Source organism: Tabrizicola fusiformis, assembly GCF_013328815.1.
Lineage (GTDB): Bacteria > Pseudomonadota > Alphaproteobacteria > Rhodobacterales > Rhodobacteraceae > Fuscibacter.
This window is the reverse complement of record NZ_JABUHN010000007.1, coordinates 228,750-249,267: the sequence shown is the minus strand read 5'-3', so window position 1 is coordinate 249,267 and position 20,518 is coordinate 228,750. Positions and strand designations below refer to the sequence as shown.

19 protein-coding genes are annotated in these 20,518 nt (G+C 64.8%); 9 read left to right on the top strand and 10 right to left on the bottom strand.

Annotated elements, in window-relative coordinates:
- The first annotated feature begins 89 nt into the window (after positions 1 to 89).
- The 6 genes from HS053_RS13325 to mnhG are packed head-to-tail and all read left to right on the top strand — an operon-like array spanning position 90 to position 6,075.
- Positions 90 to 2,978 carry a monovalent cation/H+ antiporter subunit A gene (locus HS053_RS13325; RefSeq protein ID WP_174211735.1) on the top strand — a complete coding sequence of 963 codons (2,889 nt, stop codon included), beginning with the start codon at positions 90 to 92 and terminating at the stop codon, positions 2,976 to 2,978.
- Entirely contained in the window at positions 2,978 to 3,322 is a 345-nt protein-coding gene (locus HS053_RS13320) for a Na+/H+ antiporter subunit C (protein WP_174211734.1), read from the top strand. Before HS053_RS13325 ends, HS053_RS13320 begins: the two co-directional genes overlap by 1 nt.
- Positions 3,319 to 4,941, top strand: coding sequence for a monovalent cation/H+ antiporter subunit D (locus tag HS053_RS13315; RefSeq protein ID WP_174211733.1), 1,623 nt, complete (start codon positions 3,319 to 3,321; stop codon positions 4,939 to 4,941). Before HS053_RS13320 ends, HS053_RS13315 begins: the two co-directional genes overlap by 4 nt.
- A complete protein-coding gene (locus tag HS053_RS13310) occupies positions 4,938 to 5,426 on the top strand; it encodes a Na+/H+ antiporter subunit E (protein WP_174211732.1) in 489 nt (162 codons plus the stop codon). The genes HS053_RS13315 and HS053_RS13310 overlap by 4 nt, the downstream gene beginning before the upstream one ends.
- Complete coding sequence (locus HS053_RS13305; protein WP_174211731.1) at positions 5,423 to 5,707, top strand: K+/H+ antiporter subunit F; 285 nt, start codon at positions 5,423 to 5,425, stop codon at positions 5,705 to 5,707. The genes HS053_RS13310 and HS053_RS13305 overlap by 4 nt, the downstream gene beginning before the upstream one ends.
- Positions 5,704 to 6,075, top strand: a complete 372-nt coding sequence (gene mnhG, locus HS053_RS13300; protein ID WP_174211730.1) for a monovalent cation/H(+) antiporter subunit G — start codon at positions 5,704 to 5,706, stop codon at positions 6,073 to 6,075. The genes HS053_RS13305 and mnhG overlap by 4 nt, the downstream gene beginning before the upstream one ends.
- Here the strand turns inward: mnhG and HS053_RS13295 are convergent.
- The 10 genes from HS053_RS13295 to HS053_RS13250 all read right to left on the bottom strand — a co-directional run bounded on the left by HS053_RS13295 (position 6,064) and on the right by HS053_RS13250 (position 16,664).
- Entirely contained in the window at positions 6,064 to 7,185 is a 1,122-nt protein-coding gene (locus tag HS053_RS13295; protein WP_241699853.1) for an ABC transporter ATP-binding protein, read from the bottom strand. The two genes, mnhG and HS053_RS13295, sit on opposite strands and share 12 nt — an antisense overlap.
- A 58-nt stretch (positions 7,186 to 7,243) precedes the next feature.
- Positions 7,244 to 8,461 (bottom strand): ABC transporter substrate-binding protein, encoded by a 1,218-nt coding sequence (locus HS053_RS13290; protein ID WP_347233327.1) that lies wholly within the window; start codon positions 8,459 to 8,461, stop codon positions 7,244 to 7,246.
- A 25-nt stretch (positions 8,462 to 8,486) separates the two neighbouring features.
- Positions 8,487 to 9,359, bottom strand: a complete 873-nt coding sequence (locus HS053_RS13285; protein ID WP_174211728.1) for a carbohydrate ABC transporter permease — start codon at positions 9,357 to 9,359, stop codon at positions 8,487 to 8,489.
- Between the two features lie 9 nt (positions 9,360 to 9,368).
- Positions 9,369 to 10,253 carry a carbohydrate ABC transporter permease gene (locus tag HS053_RS13280; RefSeq protein WP_174211727.1) on the bottom strand — a complete coding sequence of 295 codons (885 nt, stop codon included), beginning with the start codon at positions 10,251 to 10,253 and terminating at the stop codon, positions 9,369 to 9,371.
- Positions 10,254 to 10,256: 3 nt separating this feature from the next.
- On the bottom strand, positions 10,257 to 11,414 hold the full coding sequence (locus tag HS053_RS13275; RefSeq protein WP_174211726.1) for a Gfo/Idh/MocA family protein: 1,158 nt from the start codon (positions 11,412 to 11,414) through the stop codon (positions 10,257 to 10,259).
- A 119-nt stretch (positions 11,415 to 11,533) separates the two neighbouring features.
- Complete coding sequence (locus HS053_RS13270) at positions 11,534 to 12,448, bottom strand: ROK family protein (protein WP_174211725.1); 915 nt, start codon at positions 12,446 to 12,448, stop codon at positions 11,534 to 11,536.
- The gene (nagA, locus tag HS053_RS13265; protein ID WP_174211724.1) at positions 12,445 to 13,557 is read right to left on the bottom strand and encodes an N-acetylglucosamine-6-phosphate deacetylase; all 1,113 of its coding nucleotides are present in this window, start codon (positions 13,555 to 13,557) and stop codon (positions 12,445 to 12,447) included. The genes HS053_RS13270 and nagA overlap by 4 nt, the downstream gene beginning before the upstream one ends.
- 2 nt (positions 13,558 to 13,559) lie before the next feature.
- Positions 13,560 to 14,648 (bottom strand): D-TA family PLP-dependent enzyme, encoded by a 1,089-nt coding sequence (locus HS053_RS13260; protein WP_174211723.1) that lies wholly within the window; start codon positions 14,646 to 14,648, stop codon positions 13,560 to 13,562.
- 1 nt (position 14,649) lies between these two features.
- Positions 14,650 to 16,155 (bottom strand): M81 family metallopeptidase, encoded by a 1,506-nt coding sequence (locus HS053_RS13255; RefSeq protein ID WP_174211722.1) that lies wholly within the window; start codon positions 16,153 to 16,155, stop codon positions 14,650 to 14,652.
- A gap of 2 nt (positions 16,156 to 16,157) precedes the next feature.
- The gene (locus HS053_RS13250; protein WP_174211721.1) at positions 16,158 to 16,664 is read right to left on the bottom strand and encodes a hypothetical protein; all 507 of its coding nucleotides are present in this window, start codon (positions 16,662 to 16,664) and stop codon (positions 16,158 to 16,160) included.
- 190 nt (positions 16,665 to 16,854) lie between these two features.
- On the opposite strand from HS053_RS13250, the gene HS053_RS13245 reads away from it, so the two are divergent.
- From HS053_RS13245 to HS053_RS13235, 3 genes are all read left to right on the top strand, one after another.
- A complete protein-coding gene (locus tag HS053_RS13245; RefSeq protein ID WP_174211720.1) occupies positions 16,855 to 17,766 on the top strand; it encodes a MurR/RpiR family transcriptional regulator in 912 nt (303 codons plus the stop codon).
- A 66-nt stretch (positions 17,767 to 17,832) separates the two neighbouring features.
- A complete protein-coding gene (locus HS053_RS13240) occupies positions 17,833 to 18,603 on the top strand; it encodes an SDR family oxidoreductase (protein WP_174211719.1) in 771 nt (256 codons plus the stop codon).
- Positions 18,604 to 18,610: 7 nt separating this feature from the next.
- Positions 18,611 to 20,512 (top strand): beta-N-acetylhexosaminidase, encoded by a 1,902-nt coding sequence (locus tag HS053_RS13235; RefSeq protein ID WP_174211718.1) that lies wholly within the window; start codon positions 18,611 to 18,613, stop codon positions 20,510 to 20,512.
- The last annotated feature ends 6 nt before the right edge of the window (positions 20,513 to 20,518 follow it).

Here is a 20,518-nt window from a genome sequence, read left to right as displayed (position 1 = left end):
CTGCCCGTCCAACTCATTTCGGACGCCCGTGCTGCACCCCCTCGGGGCAGGGACGCCATCCATAACGCAAAGCGAGTTAGCCCTAAGGCATGATCGAGCAGAACCTTATCCTTGTCCTTGTGATGCTGCCGTTTCTGGGGGCGGTGATCACGGCGACGCTTCCGGTCAACGCCCATAATGCGGCGGCCTGGATTTCGGGATTGGTTCTGGCGGCCGGGCTGGCGCTTATGGCGGTGTTCCATGCCCCGGTCGCAGAGGGGCGCATCCTGCGCGGTGTGGTGCAATGGGTGCCTGCGCTGCAACTGAACCTCAGTTTCAGGATGGACGGGTTTTCGTGGCTGTTCGTCACGCTGGTTCTGGCCATCGGCGTGCTGGTGGTGATCTATGCCCGCTATTACCTGTTGAAAACCGATCCGGTGCCGCGGTTCTACTCCTTCCTGATGGCCTTTACCGGGGCCATGCTGGGGATGCTGCTGTCGGGTAACATCCTGCTTCTGGTGGTGTTCTGGGAGCTGACCTCGGTCGTGTCCTTCCTGTTGATCGGCTATTGGTATCAGGGGCAGGCGGCGCGCGACGGGGCGCGGATGGCCCTGATCGTGACGGCCATCGGCGGGCTGTGCCTGATGGTGGCCATGCTGATCCTGGGCCAGATCGTGGGCAGCAACGACCTTGACCGGGTTCTTGGCTCGGGCGATCTGATCCGGGCGCATCCGCTTTATCCGCTGGTGCTGGCGCTGTTCCTGATCGGCGCCTTCACCAAATCGGCGCAATTTCCGTTCCATTTCTGGCTACCCGGCGCCATGGCGGCACCGACGCCGGTTTCGGCCTTTCTGCATTCGGCAACCATGGTCAAGGCGGGGGTGTTCCTGCTGATCCGCTTTTCGCCCGCGCTGGGCGGGACCGAGGCGTGGTTCTATGCCGTCACCGGCACGGGGATGGCGACGCTGATCCTTGGCGCGGTGATTGCGCTGTTCCGGCATGACCTGAAAGGGTTGCTGGCCTATTCCACCATCAGCCATCTGGGCCTGATCACCGCGCTGGCGGGCATCGGCAGCAAGGGCGCCATCCTTGCCGCGATCTTCCACATCGTGAACCACGCGGTCTTCAAGGCGTCGCTCTTCATGGCGGCGGGCATCATCGACCATGAGACGGGCACCCGCGACATGCGGCGGCTGTCGGGGCTGATGCGGCTGATACCGCTGACCGGAACGCTGGCCATTGTCGCGGCGGCGGCCATGGCGGGGGTGCCGATGCTGAACGGCTTCATCTCGAAAGAGATGTTCTTTGCCGAGGCGGTGGATTGGCACAACGGCACCTGGCTGGACAACAGCCTGCCTTATCTTGCCACCTTTGCCAGCATCTTTGCCGTGGCCTATTCGCTGCGCTTCATCGCCACGGTGTTCTTTGGCCCGCCGCCGGTGGACCTGCCCAAAGAGCCGCATGAGCCGACGCCGTGGCTGCGCCGCCCGGTCGAGGCGCTGGTGCTGATCTGTCTGGTGGTGGGGATGATGCCGGGCACCACCCTTGGCCCGGTGCTGAACCAGGCAGCGCGGGCCGTGCTGGGGCCGGACACGCCGCATTTCGACATCGCCGTCTGGCACGGTTTCAACCTGCCCCTCCAGATGAGCCTTGTTGCTCTGCTCATGGGCGCGCTTTTGTATCTCGTCTTTGCGCGCCAGATCGCGGCGGGCCCCGAGGGGCCGCCCCTTCTGCACCGCATCCGGGCGCAGCGGATCTATGAACGCCTGCTGCTGGCCCTGAGCTGGCGTCTGCCGCGCTTGCTGCATCAGCGGATCGGCACCGAAAAGCTGCAACCGCAATTGCGCATTCTGGTCCTGCTGGCGCTGACCTTTGCGGCGGCGGTTCTGTGGCGGCAACTGGCCTATGCGACCGAGCCTTTGGCCAATCCCCTTAGCCCGGCCTTTGCGCTGATGTGGCTGGTGGGGGCGGCCTGCGCGTTGGGTGCGGCCTGGCAGGCCAAGTATCACCGCTTTGCCGCACTGGTTCTGCTGGGCGGGGCGGGGCTGATGACCTGCCTGACCTTTGCATGGTTTTCGGCCCCCGATCTGGCGGTAACCCAGCTTCTGGTCGAGATCGTGACCACGGTTCTCCTGCTTCTGGGCCTGCGCTGGCTGCCCAAGCGGCGCGAGGAGATTGCCGAAGATCAGATGCTGTCCGCAAGGCTGCGCCGGCTGCGTGACTTTGTAATCGCGGCCGCTGCGGGGCTGGGCATCGCTTTGGTGTCCTATGCGGTGATGACCCGGCCGCTGATCCCCAATATCGGCGACTGGTTCCTGCGCAATGCCTATAAGGAGGGCGGCGGCACCAATGTGGTGAACGTCATCCTCGTCGATTTCCGCGCCTTCGATACCTTCGGCGAAATCACCGTTCTGGCGGTGGTAGGGCTGACGGTCTATGCCCTTCTGCGCCGCTTCCGTCCGGCAACGGAAAGCACAAATCAACCCGAACAGCAGCGGGGCGAGGCGGCGGCGGCCCTACAGGATTATCTGACGGTGCCCGGCGTGATCCTGCGCTGGATGTTCCCGGCGATGATCGTGGTTTCGGCCTATTTCTTTATGCGCGGCCATGACCTGCCCGGCGGCGGATTCTCGGCCGGGGTGACGCTGGCCATCGCCTTTCTTGTGCAATACCTCGGCAGCAATGTGCGCTGGGTCGAGGCGCGGCTGACCGTGCTGCCGATCCGCTGGATGGGCTTTGGCCTTTTGATCGCCGGGGCGACGGGGCTGGGGGCGGGGCTCTTCGGCTATCCGTTCCTGACGGCCCATGCCCGCTATGTCGATCTGCCGCTGATCGGGCAGGTGCCCGCCGCGACGGCAATGCTGTTCGATCTGGGGGTCTATGCGCTGGTCGTGGGCGCCACGGTGCTTATGCTGATCGCCATTGCCCACCAGTCGCTGCGCTCGGCCCGTCTGCGGGACCAAGACACCCCCGAAGCCGAAAGCAAGGAGGCCGCCTGATGGAAATCGTCCTGTCCGCCGCCATCGGCATTCTCGCCGCCTCGGGCACCTGGCTTTTGCTGCGGCCGCGCACCTTTCAGGTGATCGTGGGGCTGTGCCTGTTGTCCTATGCGGTCAACCTCTTCATCTTTTCGATGGGGCGGCTTTATGTCGGTGCCCCGCCGATCATGCCCAAGGGCGGTTTCGTCGATCCGACGATCTATGCCGATCCGGTTCCACAGGCGCTGGTGCTGACGGCCATCGTGATCAGCTTTGCCACCACGGCGCTGTTTCTGGTGGTGATGATCGCCTCGCGCGGCTTTACCGGAACCGACCATGTTGACGGGCGCGAGGGGGGCCAATGACCGAATTTGCCACCGAACACCTGATCATCGCGCCGATCCTGATTCCGTTCTTCGCGGGCGCGCTGATGCTGCTCTACGAAGATCGTCAGCGCCGGGCCAAGCTGGTGATCAGCCTTGGCGCGGCCTTTGCCATGCTGATCGTTTCGGTCGAGCTGCTGACCCGCGCCAAGACCCATGGTCTGGCAGGTGGGCGCGACATCGGGTTTTACCTGTTGAGCGATTGGGCCGCGCCCTTTGGCATCGTGCTGGTGGTGGACCGGCTTTCGGCGATGATGCTGGTGCTGACCGGGCTGCTGGCGCTGCCGGCGCTGATCTATTCGGCGGCGGGCTGGCATCGGCAGGGGCAGCATTTCCATGCGCTGTTCCAGTTTCTGCTGATGGGGCTGGCCGGGGCCTTTCTGGCGGGCGACCTGTTCAACCTTTTTGTGTTCTTCGAGGTGCTACTGGCCGCCTCATATGGGCTGTTGCTGCATGGGTCTGGGCAGTTGAAGGTGCGGGCGGGGCTGCATTACATCGCCATCAACCTGACCGCCTCGCTGTTCTTCCTGATCGGGGTCAGCCTGATCTACGGTGTCACCGGCACCCTGAACATGGCGCAGCTTTCCACCCTGATCGCCAGCCTGTCCGAAGCGGACCGCCCGCTGTTTCACCTTGGCGCCACCATGCTGGGGCTGGCCTTTCTGGTGAAAGCGGGGATCTGGCCTTTGTCCTTCTGGCTGCCCACGACCTATATGGCGGGCGCGGCGCCGGTGGCGGCGATGTTCGCCATCATGACCAAGGTCGGCGTCTATGTGATCCTGCGACTGTCGATGCTGATGTTCGGGGCGGCGGCCGGCCCTTCGGCCGGGTTCGGGGCCGAGGTGCTGGTGGTGGGCGGCATGGCGACGGTGGCCTTTGGCCTGACGGGCGTGCTGGCCTCGCAGGGGCTGGGGCGGATGGCGGCGCATCTGGTGCTGATTTCCTCCGGCACGGTGCTGGCCATTACCGGCTTTGCACTGGCAGGCGGTGGAACGGCCATGCTGGCGGGGGCGCTCTATTACCTTGTCAGTTCCACCGTGGCGATTTCCGCCCTGTTCCTGCTGATCGAACCGATGAGCCGGGAAGAGGGCGGCATTGCCGCCATGCTGGCGCTGACCGCCGATGCCTATGGGCTTGACCTGAAGGATGAAGACAATCAGCCCGAGGTCGGCCTTGCCATTCCCGGCACGCTGACGGTGCTGGGCCTGTGTTTTGGGGCTTGCCTGCTGGTGCTGGCCGGGCTGCCGCCGCTCTCGGGCTTCTTGGGCAAGCTTGCCATGCTGGGCGGGGTTCTGGGGGCCGATACCGGGACCGAAGGCTGGGTCTTTGTCACTCTCATGCTGCTGTCCGGTCTGGCGACGCTGATCGGGTTGATCCGGGTGGGGATTCAGACCTTCTGGGCATCGGAAGGGGTGGTGCCGCGCGTGCTGGCGCTGGAAATCGCGCCGGTTCTGGCGCTGGTGGGCATGACCATCCTGCTGACACTGGAGGGCAATGACAGCCTGCGCTTCATGGAAAGCACGGCCCGCGCGCTGCAAAGCCCGGCGATCTATGCCGAAGGCGTGATGCAGGCCCCCCGCGTCGAGGAGATTCAGGAATGAGCCGGCTGATCCCGCATCCGCTACTGTCATTGGGGCTGGTCGGCGTCTGGCTGTTGCTGACGCGGTTCAGTCTGGGCCATCTGCTGCTGGGCACCGCGATTGCGCTGATTGCGGGCTGGGCGCTGGGCGCGCTGGAACCGCCTGCGCTCAGGCGCCGCCGTCTCTTGCCGCTGATCCGGCTGGCCGCGATTGTGGCCGGCGATATCGTCCGGTCGAACATCGCGGTGGCGCGGCTGATCCTGACCAACGGGCGCGGAAACAGCCGCCGCTCGGGCTTTGTGGAGATTCCGTTGCGGCTGAGTGACCCGACCGCATTGGCCATGCTGGCGATGATCATCACGGCGACGCCCGGCACCGCCTGGCTTGAGCATGACAGCGAAAACGGCGTCCTGCTGTTGCATGTCTTCGACCTGATCGAACCCGGGGATTGGGTGACCCTGATCCGCGACCGCTATGAATCCCTGCTGATGGAGGCTTTTGCATGAGCGCGTCCTTCGTTCTGTCGCTGGCCTTCGGCTATGCGCAACTGGCGCTGGCGCTGGCGGCCTGTTTTGCGGCATGGCGCGTGCTGCGCGGCCCGCGCGCGCAGGACCGGGTGCTGGGGCTGGATACGCTTTATGTTACCGCCATGCTGCTGTTCATCGTGACGGGAATGCGGGTGGGCACGCCCTTCTTCTTTGAGGCGGCGATGGTGATCGGCGTGCTGGGCTTTGTGGCCACGCTGGCGCTGGCCAAGTTCCTGATCCGTGGCGAGGTGATCGAATGACCGATTTCGACACGCTTTCGCTGTGGGTCGCGGTGCCGGTGGGTCTGCTCTTGGTTCTGGGCAGCACGCTGACGTTGCTGGGCACCGTGGGACTGGTGCAATTGAAAAGCTTTTATGACCGGCTGCACGCCCCGACCCTTGGCACAAGCTGGGGAACGGCGGGGGTGCTGCTGGCCTCGATCCTGCTCTTCTCGGCGCTTGACGGGCGGGCCGTGCTGCACGAGCTGGTGATCGGGATATTCCTCCTGATCACCACGCCGGTGACGCTGATGCTGTTGGGCCGCGCTGCGCTGCACCGCGATCGGGCCGAGAAGGTGCGGGGCATTCCCCCGGCACGCGCCCGCGGCGATGCAGGCTCAGACGGCTGAGGGAACGGTCAGCGCGGCAAGGTCGATGCTGCGTTCGAACGCCTGACCTTCGGCATCGAAGAGATGGCACTCGCTGGCGGCAAATCCGATGTCGAGCGGCTTGTCATCCTCGATCACCCGGGTTCCGGGCAGCACGAAGCAGAAGGTTTCCTCGCGGCCCGGCAGGGTGGCATAGCCGATGGTCTGCTGGCCCAGTTGCTCCACCACCGAAGGGGTGATGCGCAGCGTCGCCTCGCCCGCGCCCAGCGTGATATGTTCGGGCCGGATGCCCAGCGACAAGGTGGCGCCTTCGATCCCGGGGCGGGGGGCAACGGGCAGGTGCAGGCGCTGGCCCTGATAGTCCACCTCAACCCCCGCCGCCGAAACGCCGGTGCAGGTGACGGGCAGAAAGTTCATCCGCGGATTGCCGATGAAGCCGGCAACGAAGGTATTCTGCGGCTTGTGATAGAGTTCCAGCGGCGCCCCCACCTGCGCGATATATCCGGCGTTCAGGACCACGATCCGGTCGGCCATGGTCATCGCCTCGACCTGATCATGGGTGACATAGATCATCGTGGCGCCAAGCTGCTTGTGCAGGCGGGTCAGTTCGATGCGCATGTCGGCACGCAGGGCGGCGTCAAGGTTCGACAGCGGCTCATCAAACAGGAAAATCTCGGGCTGGCGGACGATGGCGCGACCGATGGCCACCCGCTGCCGCTGACCGCCGGAAAGCTGGCCGGGCTTTTGCTGCAACCGGGTTTCCAGATGCAGGATCGCGGCGGCCTCGGCCACCTTCTTGCGGATCACCTCTTCGGGCGCCTTTTCCACCCGAAGGGGGAAGGCGATATTCTCGAACACCGTCATGTGGGGGTAAAGAGCATAGCTCTGGAACACCATGGCAATGCCGCGCTTGACCGGGGGCAGGTCGTTCACCCGCTTGCCGTCGATCACGATATCGCCTGCAGTGGTGTGTTCCAGCCCGGCGATCATCCGCAACAGGGTCGATTTCCCGCAACCCGAAGGGCCGACGAAGACGACGAATTCGCCCTCTGTCACGTCCAGCGAGACGCCCTTCACGACCTGAAAATCGCCGAAGGTCTTGATCACGGTCTTGAGGGAAAGCTGGCCCAATGCGGGTCTCCTTGGCAAAGGGGCCGGCCGCCCCGGCATGGGGCGGCCGGCCTTGAACTTACTTGTATTCTTCGAGCGCGGCAGCGGCCTTGGTCAGCGCGGCCTGCGGTTCGGCAGCGCCGGTCACGACCGACTGGACCATCTCGATCATCACGTTCTGCAGGCCCTTGTAATCGGTGAACAGCGGCTCGGGGCCACCATAGGCGATGCCGTCGATGAAGGGCTTCCAATACGGGATTTCCGCCACCAGCGCATCGACCTTGGCCGAGGGGCGCAGCGGGGTCAGACCGGCATCGGGCGACAGTTCATACTCGATCTGGATATCGGGCGAGGTGATGTATTTGGCGAATTCAACCGCCTTTTCCTCGACGCCCGACCCTTTGAACACCGCCAGCGAGTCGGTGATCAGCAGGGTGCCCGGGCCGCCCGCTTCGGGGCCAAGCGGCAGGGTGGTCACACCCCAGTTGATCTTGGTATCCTTCAGGCGCATCGCGGCGCCGACCGAAGCCTGGATCATGCCCACCTTGCCATCAAGGAAGATGGCGCGGATTTCATTCTGTTCATAGGCGGTGGCGCCTTCGACGGAATAGGGCGTGATGTCCTTGTAGGCTTGCAGCGCGGCCAGAACCTGCGGGCTGTCCAGCTTGATGTTGCCGTCGGCGTCGATCACCTGACCGTTGTTGGTGTAAACCCAATGCAGGAACTGGTGCATCGTGTTGTCAAAGGTCTTGGCCGGCAGGCCATAGCCGGCGATCCCGGTCTTTTCCTTGATGATCTTGGCATATTCGATTTCTTCCGCCCAGGTGGTCGGCGGCTTTTCCGGGTCAAGTCCGGCTTGCGTGAAGAGATCCTTGTTCCAGTAGAACGCCTTGGTCGAGAAGGCGATCGGAACGCCCCACTGGGTGCCCTCGAAGGTCACGGTATCCACGATATGGGGATAGTAGGCGGCCTTTTCCTCGTCCGACATCGGCACTTCGACGATCAGGTCGTTCAGCGCGAATTCCTTCAGCGTGCGCGAACCGACATAGGCCATGCCCGCCGGGCTGCCGGCAGCGGCCAGCGTGGTTGCCTTGTCCTGGCACTGGGCCCAGCCCACCACCTCGACCGCGATCTTCCAGCCGGAGTTGGCGGCTTCCCATTCCTTGATGTATTTCTCATGAACGGGGTCGATCTTGTCGCCGCAATAGATCCAGCTGATCTCTTGCGACAGCGCGGGCAGCGCAGTCGAACCGGCCAGAACAAGGCCGATCAGGCTTTTGCGAAACAGGGTTGTCACTTCACTTACTCCCGGTTGTGGATGCTTATTGTTTCACCGCGCCAGCGGTCAGCCCGCCGACGAGATAGCGTTGCAGGAAGAAGATGATGACCAGCGCCGGGGCGATGCCCACGAAACTGGCGGCCATCAACTCGTTCCAGATCACCTCTTGCTTGCCGAAATAGGCGTAAAGGCCGATCGGCAGGGGCATGTATTCGGTCTTGGAATTGAAGGTCAGCGCGAAGATGAATTGCTGCGAATAGGCGCCGATGAAGGTCACGATGGCGACCACGATGATGCCGGGCCGCGCAATGGGCAGGATCACCCGGCGGAAGGTGTAGAACTGGCTGGCGCCGTCCATATAGGCGGCTTCGTTCAGCTCGGTCGGAATGCGCATCATATAGGTGCGCAACAGCCAGATCGCCGAGGGGATCAGGAAGGCCGCCCCGGGGATGATCATGGCGAAATAGGTGTTCAAGAGGCCCATGGTCCGCATCAGCCGGAACAAGGGGATCAGCAGCACCGCGCCCGAGAACATGCTGACGGCAAGGAAACCACCCAGCACCAGCCCCATGCCGCGATAGTCGAACCGGGCAAAGGCATAGGCGGCAGGCACCACCAGCAGCAGAACGATGCAGGTCGAGATGGTTGAGATCAGGAACGAGTTGAAGACATAGCGCGCAAAGCCCGGCACCGTTTCCCACATCGAGACATAGGCGGCAAAGGTGCCATTCTCGGGCCAGAAGCGGTAGGGCGACGAGAAGAGCTGCGCCAGCGGTTTCAGGCTGACCAGAAAGCCTTCGATGAAGGGCGACAGCAGGAAGAACAGAAAGCAGAACATGCCTGCATAGATCGCCACCACCTCCCACCAGCGGTAGCGGTCGATCATGGCGCGGGTATCGCGGGACTTGAAGGCCATGGGGGCTCCTTACGCCTTGTCGGTGGCCGCGAGGCGGCGGGTGACGCGGAAATAGGCGATGCAGAACAGCGACAGGAACAGGCAGATCACCACGGCCCGGGCCGCGCCCTCGCCATATTTCTTTGATCCGATGGCGGTCTGATAAGTGTCGATGATCATCGTCGTGGTCGAACCCGAGGGCCCCCCCTGCGTGAGGATCCAGATGATGTCAAAGCTGTTGAAGGTGGCGATCAGCGACAGCATCGACATGGTGATAATCGCGGGCGCCATCAGCGGCAGGGTGATGCGGCGGAACCGGGTCCAGCGGCTGGCGCCATCGGTCCAGGCAGCTTCATACAGGTCGCGCGGAATGGCCTGAATGGCAGCAAGGAAGTAGATCGTCACCATAGGCACACCGATCCAGACATCGGTCACGATGGTCGCCCAATAGGCGGGCCGCCCATAGGCGAGGAAAGCCACCGGGCCGTCCACAAGGCCAAACCGCTGCAACAGGCCGGAAATCATGCCGAACTGGCCGTTATACATCCAGCCCCACATGAAGATGCCAATGGCCATCGGCACGATCCATGGCGGCATGGTCAGGATGCGGAACAGGTTGCGCCCGGGCACGGCAGCATTCAGCAGCACCGCGCCAAAGGTGCCGATCACCATTTTGAACAGCACCGAAAAGAAGGTCCAGGTGAAGGTCCGGGTGATGACCGTCAGGAAGGTCTCGTTGAAGATCTTGTCATAGTTCCGCCAGCCGACATAGTTCGTCACCTTGCGCAGCGAGGCGTCGGTGAACGAAAGGCGGAAAGTTTCGACCAAGGGCCAGGCCACGATCACCAGCACATAAAGAATGGCCGGGGCCAGAAGCGCCCAGGCAAAGATCAGACTGGAGCGCGACTTGATCATGGTTCAGGCCACCTTGCGGGCGAATGCGTTGTCGTAACGGTCCCAGACCGGGCGCAGATCGACCACCTGCCGCGTGCGGCGGGCGTCGTCGGTGGCGAGCGCCAGAATCCCGGCCTCCAGCGCGTCCAGCGGCGAGACGGGCAGCGGGCCGCCCTTCATCACATGGGCGATGACCTCTTCGGCCATCTTCTCATCGGCGCCGTAATGCTGCGACAGGGCGGTGGCCTTGTATTCGGTTTCCGTAACCCGCTTTTCCGACAGAACATCGGTGACTTTCAGGAAACCGCGGATGAAATCGCCCTCGGCCTGACCCTTGGTGCCAAAGACGGCAAAGCGGCGGAACTGGTCGGGCGCGTTCAGGTTGGTGTGGAAGTTCATCCCGACGCCATTGGCGTATTCGATGATCGCCACCTGATAGTCGATGATATCGCCATCCGAATCGAACACCTTGTCCGACCCGTTCCAGCCCGAAGGCTTGCGGTGATAAAGGCTGAGATCGTTCACCCCTTCGTTGCGCGGATCGTTGGCGGGGACAAAGGTCTTGCGGCCGCCAAAGCTTGCCACCCGCTCGGGTCGCGCGCCGATCAGGCCGTTATAGAGATCCAGATCGTGGCAGCATTTTTCCAGCATGAAGCTGCCCGACCATTTTTCATAGCGGCGCCAGTCGCGCATGAAAAACGCGCCGTGATAGGGGAAGATATGCTCGGCCGCTTCGATGGAAACGATCTTGCCCAGTTGTCCGCTGTCACGCGCCGCCAGAAGGTCGCGGTAAAGCGGCGCATAGCGCAGCACGAGGCCGACCAGCAGGCTGTCATGGCCGTATTGCCCCATCAGGGCGGCCATCTGATAGGTTTGCTCGATGCTGGAAACGATTGGCTTTTCCGAGAAGACCTTGACCCCGGTCTGCAGACCCAGCCGGATATGGTCAAGGTGCAGGTGATTGGGCGAGCCGACCATCAGAAGGTCATATCCGCCGGCTTTCACCAGAGCTTCGGCGCTGTCATAGGACTTGCCCGCCGAAATCCCATGGCTTTCCAGCACGGCCATGCCGGCAGGGGCGGGGTCATGATAGCCCACGATCTGAAAATCGGGGTCCATTTCCCGAAAGACATGACCCAGATAGCCAAGGCGAAAGCCCAGACCAATGATGGCGACTCGCATTCTGCGCTCCCTGCGGAGAAATTCTTTTTCTGGATCATGGTCAGTATGCGGGCATACGTCAAGAAATTTTCACACGGAAGATTGATTTGTGTAATTCGTTTTCACGGCGCTGGGTGATTTCAGGCCGCGCGGCGGCTAAGGCCCAGAATGGCGGCACCCACCAGCCCCGGTTCGATGGCGCATTGCGCGGGCACAATCAGCGGGCGGTCCAGCTTGCGCAGGATGCGGGCGCGGACCTGCACATCCAAGGCCGCGATCAGCGCGGGCGCATTGGACAGCCCGCCGCCCACCGCCATGATTCCCGCGCCCAGCATATTCTCGACCATGGCCAGCGGCCCGGCCAGCAGCTCAAGCCAGATGGCAATGGTGCGGGTCGCGCGCGGCTCACCGGCGGACCAGCCTTCAACGATGGTCAGGCTGTCGGCCTCGCGCCCCGGATGCAGATGGGCGTGCAGCCGTTCCATCCCCCGGGCCGAACAGACCGCATCCAGACAGCCGATCTGGCCGCAGCCACAGGCAAAGGCGGGCAGGGTGACCTCAGGGTCGCCCAGAATGCGCTGCGCCACAGGGCCGTGCCCCCACTCGCCCGCAAAACCGCCCCCGGCGTTGATCAACTGGCCGCGCACCACAACGCCGCCGCCCACCCCGGTTCCCAGAATGATGCCGAACACCACCTCATGCCCGCGACCGGCGCCCACCGCCGCCTCGGCCAGTGCAAAACAGTCGGCGTCATTGGCCAGATCGACCGGCAGGCCAAGATCGGCTTCAAGATCGGCCACAAGGCGACGCCCGGTCAGGCAGGGGATATTGGCAACGGTGGCCAGCCCGGTATCTGGCGCCACCACCCCCGCGATGGAAAAGGCCAGCCGCTCGGGCGGCTGCGAGGCAGTCGCAATCGCACCGTGCAGGGCGGCGACAAAGGCCGGATAATCCTGCGCCGGGGTGGGCACGCGGCCCTGCGGGCGGATGTCCTCCTGCGAAAACGCCTCGGCGATCTTGATGGCGGTGCCGCCGATGTCGAAACACAGGATCATGCCACGCGCCCTCCGCCGATCCATGTTCCCCCGGCGGTGATCTCTGGCGTCAGGCACAGGAAATCGGCCCGCGCGCCGGGGCGCAGGTGGCCCCGGTCGGTCAGGCCCATGGCCTTGGCGGGCGCCTCTGATGCCAGCCGCAGCGCGGCGTCCAGCGGCAGGCCCAGCGCGCGATGCACATGGCGCACCGCGTCGATCAGCGCGATATCCGCCCCCGCCAATGTGCCATCGGCCAGCGTCAGCCGCCCGCCCGCCCGGAAAATCTGCCGCCCGTTCAGCGTAAAGCCCGTCTCGTCGCTGCCGATGGTGGACATGGCATCAGACACAAGGAAGATCCCGCCCGGCCCCTGCTTGGCCCGCAGCGCCACCCGCAGGGCGGTATCCTCCACATGGAACCCGTCAGCGATCAGCCCGGCCCAAAGCCGCCCGTCGTCCAGCGCCGCCCCCACCAGCCCCGGCGCGCGGTGGGTCAGCGGACTCATCGCGTTGAAAAGATGGGTGACCATCCGCGCACCGGCATCGGCATAGGCGCGGGCCGTGGCAAGGTCGCAATCGCTGTGGCCAAGGCTGACCACTACACCGGCGGCGGCAAGCTCCCCGACCTGCGTCAGTGTCACCGATTCCGGCGCCAGCGTGCAGATCACCGGCCCCCGCTGCGCCGCGCGCAGGATCAGCGCCAGGTCTTCCGCCTCCATCCGGCGGATCAGCCGGGCGTCATGGGTGCCCTTGCGGGCACGGTCCAGATGCGGCCCTTCCAGATGCAGGCCCAGCAGGCCGGGCACCGCGTCCACCGCCGCCGCCGCCGCCGCGGTCACTTCGGGCCGGTCGGTGATCAGTGTGACCATGATCGCGGTGGTGCCGAACCGGGCATGGGCGGCGGCGATGGTGGCAATCCCCTCGGCGCTGGGCGCATTGTTGAACAGCACCCCGCCGCCGCCATTCACCTGTAGGTCGATCAGCCCGGGCACGATCCAGCCGGGCAGATGTTCCGCCGCCTTGCCTCCGGGTTCGATGCCCGCGACGCGACCCGCGACAACGCGCAGGCTGGCATCCTCATGCCAGACCGTGCCGTCAAAAATCCGTTCCGCGTGGAAAAGCCCGTCACCCATGGTTACCAGACCGTGCCCCGCGCCGCGACCTCTTCCACCCGCGTCACCACGCCGCTCCGGTGAAACACCATCCGGTCGAACAGGTTCGAGACAACGCAGGTATGGTTCGGTATCACCCGGACCCGCGCGCCCACCCCGGGCAGGGGGCCGGTGCAGTCGGTCAGGTCCACCACGGCATGTTCCTCGGACAGGGAAACAATGCGTGCGCCCGGCAGTTCCTCGATCTCGCCATGGTCGGCAAAGCCCAGGAGGTCCGAGGTCAGCGCCTTGGACCCGGCATCCAGCACGGCGCGCGTCGGTGTGGGGCGTGAAACCACCGTGGCCAGCACATGCATCGCCAGATCGCCGTGCCCGCATTCCCCGGCGCGGACCATGGAACGGTCGTTGTAGACATAGGTTCCGGCCCGATGTTCGGTCGCGCTGGGCACCAGATGCGCCTTCCACAAATCCGGGCTGCCGCCGTTTGATCGCACCGGGCAATCCAGCCCCCGCGCGGCGAGAAGCGCCATCGCATCCCGCAGGAAAGTTTCCACCCGTGCCGCGCCGCCCGCCGCCGGATAGGTCAGCAAACCGCCAAAGCGCAGGCCCGGGGCTGCGGCAATGCGGGCGGCAAGCTCTGCCGCCGCCTCGGGTGTCTGCACGCCGCAGCGCCCGCCGCCGGTGTCGCATTCCACCAGCAGCGTAAGCGGCCGATCAGCGGTAAAGGCTGCCGCCAGCCCGTCCACCGTGACCGCGCTGTCGGCCACGGCCTGCAACCGGGCAAGGCGCACATTCAACGCCTGAAGGCGCTGAATGCGCGCCGCTCCCAGAAGGTTGTAGGTGATCAGGATGTCCTGAAACCCGGCATCGGCAAAAGCCTCGGCCTCGGTCAGCTTCTGGCAATTGATGCCGGTTGCGCCGGCTGCAATCTGCTGGCGGGCGACGGCGGGGATCTTGTGGGTCTTGATGTGCGGGCGGAAAGCAAGGCCGTGCTGGTTCATATAGGCTTGGGCCCGGGTGATGTTTGCCGCCAGCCGGTCTTCGTCGATCACCGGCATCGGGGTGATCACATCGTCAAGCGGGCTGCCCGTCTCGGGCCAGGGGAATGCCATGTCATGCACCTTCGCCGAAAGGATCGGCCATGCGCGGCCAGATATCGCGCCGGACCAGCCGGTAGGGGGTGGTGGCCGGATCATTGGGATAGGGCCTGCCCGCTGCGCAGTAAAGGATTTCCGCCGCGATGGGCTGGAAGGCAGCATAGAAATGATTGGTCGATTTGATCACGAGGATCTTCTGCCGCAACGGGTCGATCCCCAGCGCGGTGAAGAGCGACGGGTCATAGCTTTGCGCCCGCACCGTGTTCAGGATCACCTCGATCCCGGTCTCTGCCCCGGTCCCGTCCAGCAAAGCGATCCGTGCCGCCGGACCAAAGGGCACCACGCTCTCGCCAAAGCGCATCTCGGCCAGCGCCTCAAGCCGCAGCACGCGCACCAGCGCATCCACCGGCTCTCCGGTTTCGGGGGCGGATTTGGCGCCAAAGCGCAGCGGCATCTCGGCCCCTTCGCCCGCAGCAAAGCAAAGCTGCACCGCCACCGGATCCCAGATTGTGCCGACGGCCACGCCGCGCGCCCCCCGCGCCATGAGTTCCTTCAGCACCACCGTTGCATCGCCCGCCGTGCCGCCGCCCGGATTGTCCCACATATCGGCGATCACCACCGGGCCCGCGGGGGCGGCCATGGCCTGCGCCACTGCGACCTGTTCGTCGATCTGCGGCATCATGTGGCGGCCCCGGTTGGCGTAAAGCTCGCGCCCCAGCCGTTCGGCCCATTCGGCGCCAAGGGCGGCATCGCCATCGGTGACGGCAATCATCCGGGTGCCCATCTCGGGCACATCGCCTGCCATGAAGCCATGGATGGCCGACAGTGACAAAAGCCCCGGCACGGTCGCCTCCAGCGCGATCATCCGGTCCACGAAGCCGCGCATCGGTTCGCGCGAGGTGGGGAAAACGTCGATCATCCGGCAGTCGAACACCGACATCACCGGGCGCACCCGGCCTTCCAGCGTATCGACCGCGATGCGCCAGAGGTCTTCGGCCCGCTCCACGAAATCGGTATGGGGAAATTCCTTGAAGACGACAAAGAAATCCGCCGCCGCCACCCGTTTCGCGGTCAGATGGCTGTGCGGGTCCAACTCGGCGCAAACCAGAATATCCGGCCCCACAATTTCGCGCACGCGGGTCAGAAGGTCGCCCTCGGGGTCAAGATACCCCTGCGCCACCATCGCACCATGCAGCCCCAGCACCACCGCATCCACCGGCAGCGCTGCACGAAGCTGGTGCAGAATCTCGTCACGCAGCCCCTCATAGGCCCCGCGTGAAACAAGGCCCGCCGGATCGGCCCATGCGGCCGTGCCCTCGATCAGGGTCCAACCCTTTTCGGCGCAGACCCGCCGCCCCACCGGGATCGGCGCGGTGCAGAGCGTTGGCGTCACCGGATGCTGCCCCGGCGCGGCGTAAAGCGAATCCTCGAACCCCTTCCGGTCGATCACGATCGGCGAGAAGGTGTTGGTCTCGGTCGCCAGCGCCGCAACGAAGATCCGCTTCGGGGCAAGGGGGGCCATGATCACTCCTTGATATGCGGCAGGTAGCCGACGAAACCGGCGATCTTCCAGCGTCCGCCCTCCTTGCGGCAGATATACAGCGTCTGCCAGTTCATCCGGTCAAAGCTGCCGTCGGCTTTGGCAAGCCTGCCATCGAACTTCTTGCGCACCATGGCGGCCTCGCCGGTGATCTCGATCACCTCAAGCCGGGTCGCGGCATAGATGCCGGCGCGCGGGTCACCGGCAAAGGCGCCAGCGGCGCGGGCTGCGCCAAACTCAGCCGCCTGCCGCAGCCATTCGGTGCGATAGGCGTCCAGCGTCGGGAAGGCGAGGGTATAGCCATCCGGTTCACCCTGAAAGTTGCCGCTGATGCCGGTGAAATTCGCGGCAATGAAATCGCCCGCGACCGAGGCCCAGTCGGCACTGACAAAGGCATCGATGTCGCGCGGCACCAGCATCTCCCAGATGGCGCGACGGTCGCTGTCGCCCTCGGGAAAGGGATTCTTGAACGGATCACGCTCTGCCGTCATTCCGGGTGTCCCATGAAAAAAATTTCAGTCAGCCTGCATATCTTCTGGAATATTCGGGGCTGATATGGCTAAATGTCAAGGCGGAACGAAAATGAATTTCTGGATTCCTGCAAATGCTTGACCGGGCGATCATCACAGGCTTCGTGGCGGAGGAACACCGCCTGAATGCCCTTTGCCGCACGGGAACACCATGAACGAATTGCAGGATACCGCCCTTTCCGCAGGGCCGCTGAGTGCCCCCGACCTGATCGTCGCTCTGAGTGATGAGGAAGGCAAACTCTCGGCGCTGGAGAAGAAACTTGCGGCCTCGGTGCTGGCCGATGTGAACTTTGCCACCAATGCCTCGATCACCGAAATTGCCGAGCGGGCGGGCGTGTCGCCGCCCACCGTGACGCGGTTCTGCCGCCGTCTGGGCTGCGCGTCGTTTTCCGATTTCAAGGTGCAGCTTGCCCGCAGCGCCTATGTCGGGCTGCGCTACCTGAAACCCGAGTCGGTGACCTCGACCGCTGCCGAGGTGGCCGAAGATATCGTGACCAAGGCGCAGAACGCCCTGTTCGAGACCCACCGCGGCCTTGACCTCGCCGCTGTGGAGCGCGCGGTGCGGCTGCTGGCCAAGGCCGACATGATCTATGCCTTCGGCTCGGGCGGCAATTCCTCGATGATCGTGAACGAGTTGCAGAACCGGCTGTTCCGCCTTGGCGCCCGGATTTCCGCCTCGAACGACCACGGGATGAGCCTGATGCTCGCCGCCGCGGCAGAGCCGGGGACCGTGGTGTTCGGCTCCTCGTTCACCGGGCGGAACCAAGAGCTGGTGCGCTGCTTTGGCCTGCTGCGCGACCGGGGGATTCCGACCATCGCCCTGACGCAAAGCGCCTCGCCGGTCGCCGAGGCGGCGGATGTGGTCATTCCGGTTAACCTGCCCGAGGGCCAGAACATCTTCCGCGCCTCCTCGACGCGCTTTGCCTTTCTGGCGGTGGTGGACATCATCGCCAATCTGGTCGCCTATGCCGACCGCCCGCGTTCGGCCCGGATCCTGCGCGGGATCAAGGAACAACTGATCAAGCACCGGGACGGCGACGACCGCCAGCTTCTGGGCGACTGACCCCCGAGCGGGGCGCAGGCGGCCGCCCCGGCCCTCGGTTTCTTCTTGCCGCAAAGGAAGTGACCCATGGGGCAATCCCTGGCCATTGTGACCGGTGCGGCGGGTGATATCGGGCGGGCCATCGCGCGCCGCCTGCGCGCCGACCATGCGGTGGTGGTGCTGGCCGACCGCGATCTTGTGGCGGCAGAACGGGCTGCGGCAGACTTGGGCGCGGGCTATGTGGCCCTGCAACTGGACGTGACCGATCCTGCGGCCTGCACAGCCTTTGCGCAGAAGGTGGCGGGGCTGGGGGCGTTGCAGACGCTGGTGAACAACGCCGGGGGGGTGCAGGCCGCCAGCTTGCAATCGACCAGCGTGGCAGATTGGCAGGCGGACCGGGCGCTGAACCTTGATGCGGTGTTCCTGCTGTTTTCGGCGCTGGCCGATCAGTTGAAGGCAACCCAAGGCTCGGTCGTGAACATCGCTTCGGTCAATGGCATGGGGGTTTACGGGCATCCGGCCTATTCGGCGGCCAAGGCGGGGATGATCCACATGACCCGGCTGATTGCGGTGGAATATGGCAAATTCGGCATCCGCGCCAATGCGGTCGCGCCCGGCACCGTCCGCACGCAGGCGTGGGAGGCGCGGGCTGCGGCCAATCCCGATATCTTCAAGGAGGCCGCCGCGCATTACCCCCTTGGCCGCATCGCCCGGGCCGAGGATGTGGCCGAGGCGGTGGGGTTCCTTGCCTCGCCTCTTGCGGCGGCGATCACCGGCATCTGCCTGCCGGTCGATTGCGGGCTGACGGCGGGCATTCCCGCGCTGGCCCGCACCTTTTCGCAATCCGCTGATTTCTGAGGCCGACATGACCCTGTTTTTGGAAAACGCCTGGGCGCCCGAGCCTGCTCCGGCGGGCACCTGGACGCTGACCCTGACCAACCTGTCGGATCAGGTTTTGCGCGATTTCACCCTGTCGGTGACCACGATCACCCGCATCATGCCCGAGCATGAGGTGACCGGCGCCCGTTTTCTGCGGCGCACCGCGAATTACCACGAATTCGCGCCGCTGGAGGGTGTCAGCCTTGCCTCCGGGGCAAGCTGGACCTTTCACGCCGAGGGGCTGTTCCGGTCCCCCTTCCATCGCAACGATGCCGCCAAGACGGCTTGGGTGACCGTGGCGGGCACCCGTCTGCCGGTGCAGGTGGGCGATCTGATCCAGTCTTCCGGTGCCCCGGTCCTGCCGCCGCCGCGCCTGCCCGAGGGGCGGCTGACGCTGCCCTTCGCCCTGCTGCCATGGCCGAATGCGATTGAAGCAACCCCGGGCCCGGCGCCGGTGATCCTGCACGCCGCCCCCGGCACCGGGCGCGACGATCTGCGGTTGATGCTGTCGGTTGATGCGCTGCACGCGCGCCTCTTCCCCGCCGCGCGGCGGCTGTTCCAGATTTCCCCGGCGCCGGGCGCGCGGGCGCTGGCCTTTGCGGTGGATGCCGCGCTGCCGCCCGAGGGTTATCGGCTGGACTTCGGAGACAGCATTACCCTGACCGCCAGCACCGAGGCGGGGCGCCGCTTTGGCCTTTTGTCGCTGGCGCAGATGCTGCACGGCGCCTTTGCCGACCAGAAGTTTCTGTTCCCGGCAAGCGGCCGGATCGAGGATGCGCCGCGCTATGGCTGGCGCGGTTGCCATCTGGACGTGTCACGGCATTTCTGGAGCTTTGCCGAGGTCAAGCGGGTGGTCGATATCCTGGCCTGGCACAAGCTGAACCTGTTCCACTGGCACTTGACCGATGATGAGGGTTGGCGGGCCGAGATCAAAGCCTATCCCGAACTGACCGACACGGGTGCCCATCGCAGCGCCGAAACGGACGCGATGCTGCCGCAACTGGGCGACGGGCCGGAGCGTGTGGGCGGGTTTTATACGCAGGATCAGATGCGCGCCGTGGTGGCCCATGCCGCCGCCTTGGGCATCGAGGTGATGCCGGAAATCGAAACGCCGGGCCATGCCGCCTGCGTGGTGGCCGCCCTGCCGTTTCTGGTGGACCCCGACGAGGTGCCGAACAGCTATTACCCCGTGCAGGGCTATCCGAACAATTCGTGGAACCCCGGCATTCCCGAAACCTTCACCGTGCTGGAAGCGATCATTGACGAGCTGTGCGCGATCTTCCCCTCGCGCCATTTCCACATCGGCGGCGATGAGGTGGCCAAGAACGCCTGGCTGCAAAGCCCGCGCGCCCGCGTCCTGATGCAGCGTGAGGGGTTGGCGGGCACGTTCGAGCTGCAAAGCTGGTTCCTGAAACGGATCAAGGACATGCTGACGGCGCGGGGCAAAGTGCTGGTCGGCTGGAACGAGGTTGCCCATGGCGGCGGTGTGCCGCCCGAGGACACGCTTTTGATGGCATGGGAAAATCCGCAGGTCGGCATCGAACTGGCGGGTCAGGGCTATGACGTGGTGATGACGCCGGGGCAAGCCTATTACCTTGACATGGTGCAGGGGCCGGACTGGCTTGAGAATGGTGCGGGTTGGGCCGGACCAGTGCCGCCCGAAAAGACCTATGCCTATGAGGCCGAGGGCGATTTTCCGCAACGGCTGCGCCGCCACATGCGCGGCATACAAGCCTGCATCTGGTGCGAGCATTTCACCACCACCGGCTGGTTCAACGATCTGGTCTTCCCACGCCTGTCGGCGGTGGCCGAGGCCGGCTGGACCGAGCGGGCCAACAAGGACTGGCTGCGCTTTGCGGCGCAGGTCCGGCTGCATCCGGTCTTGTGACACTTC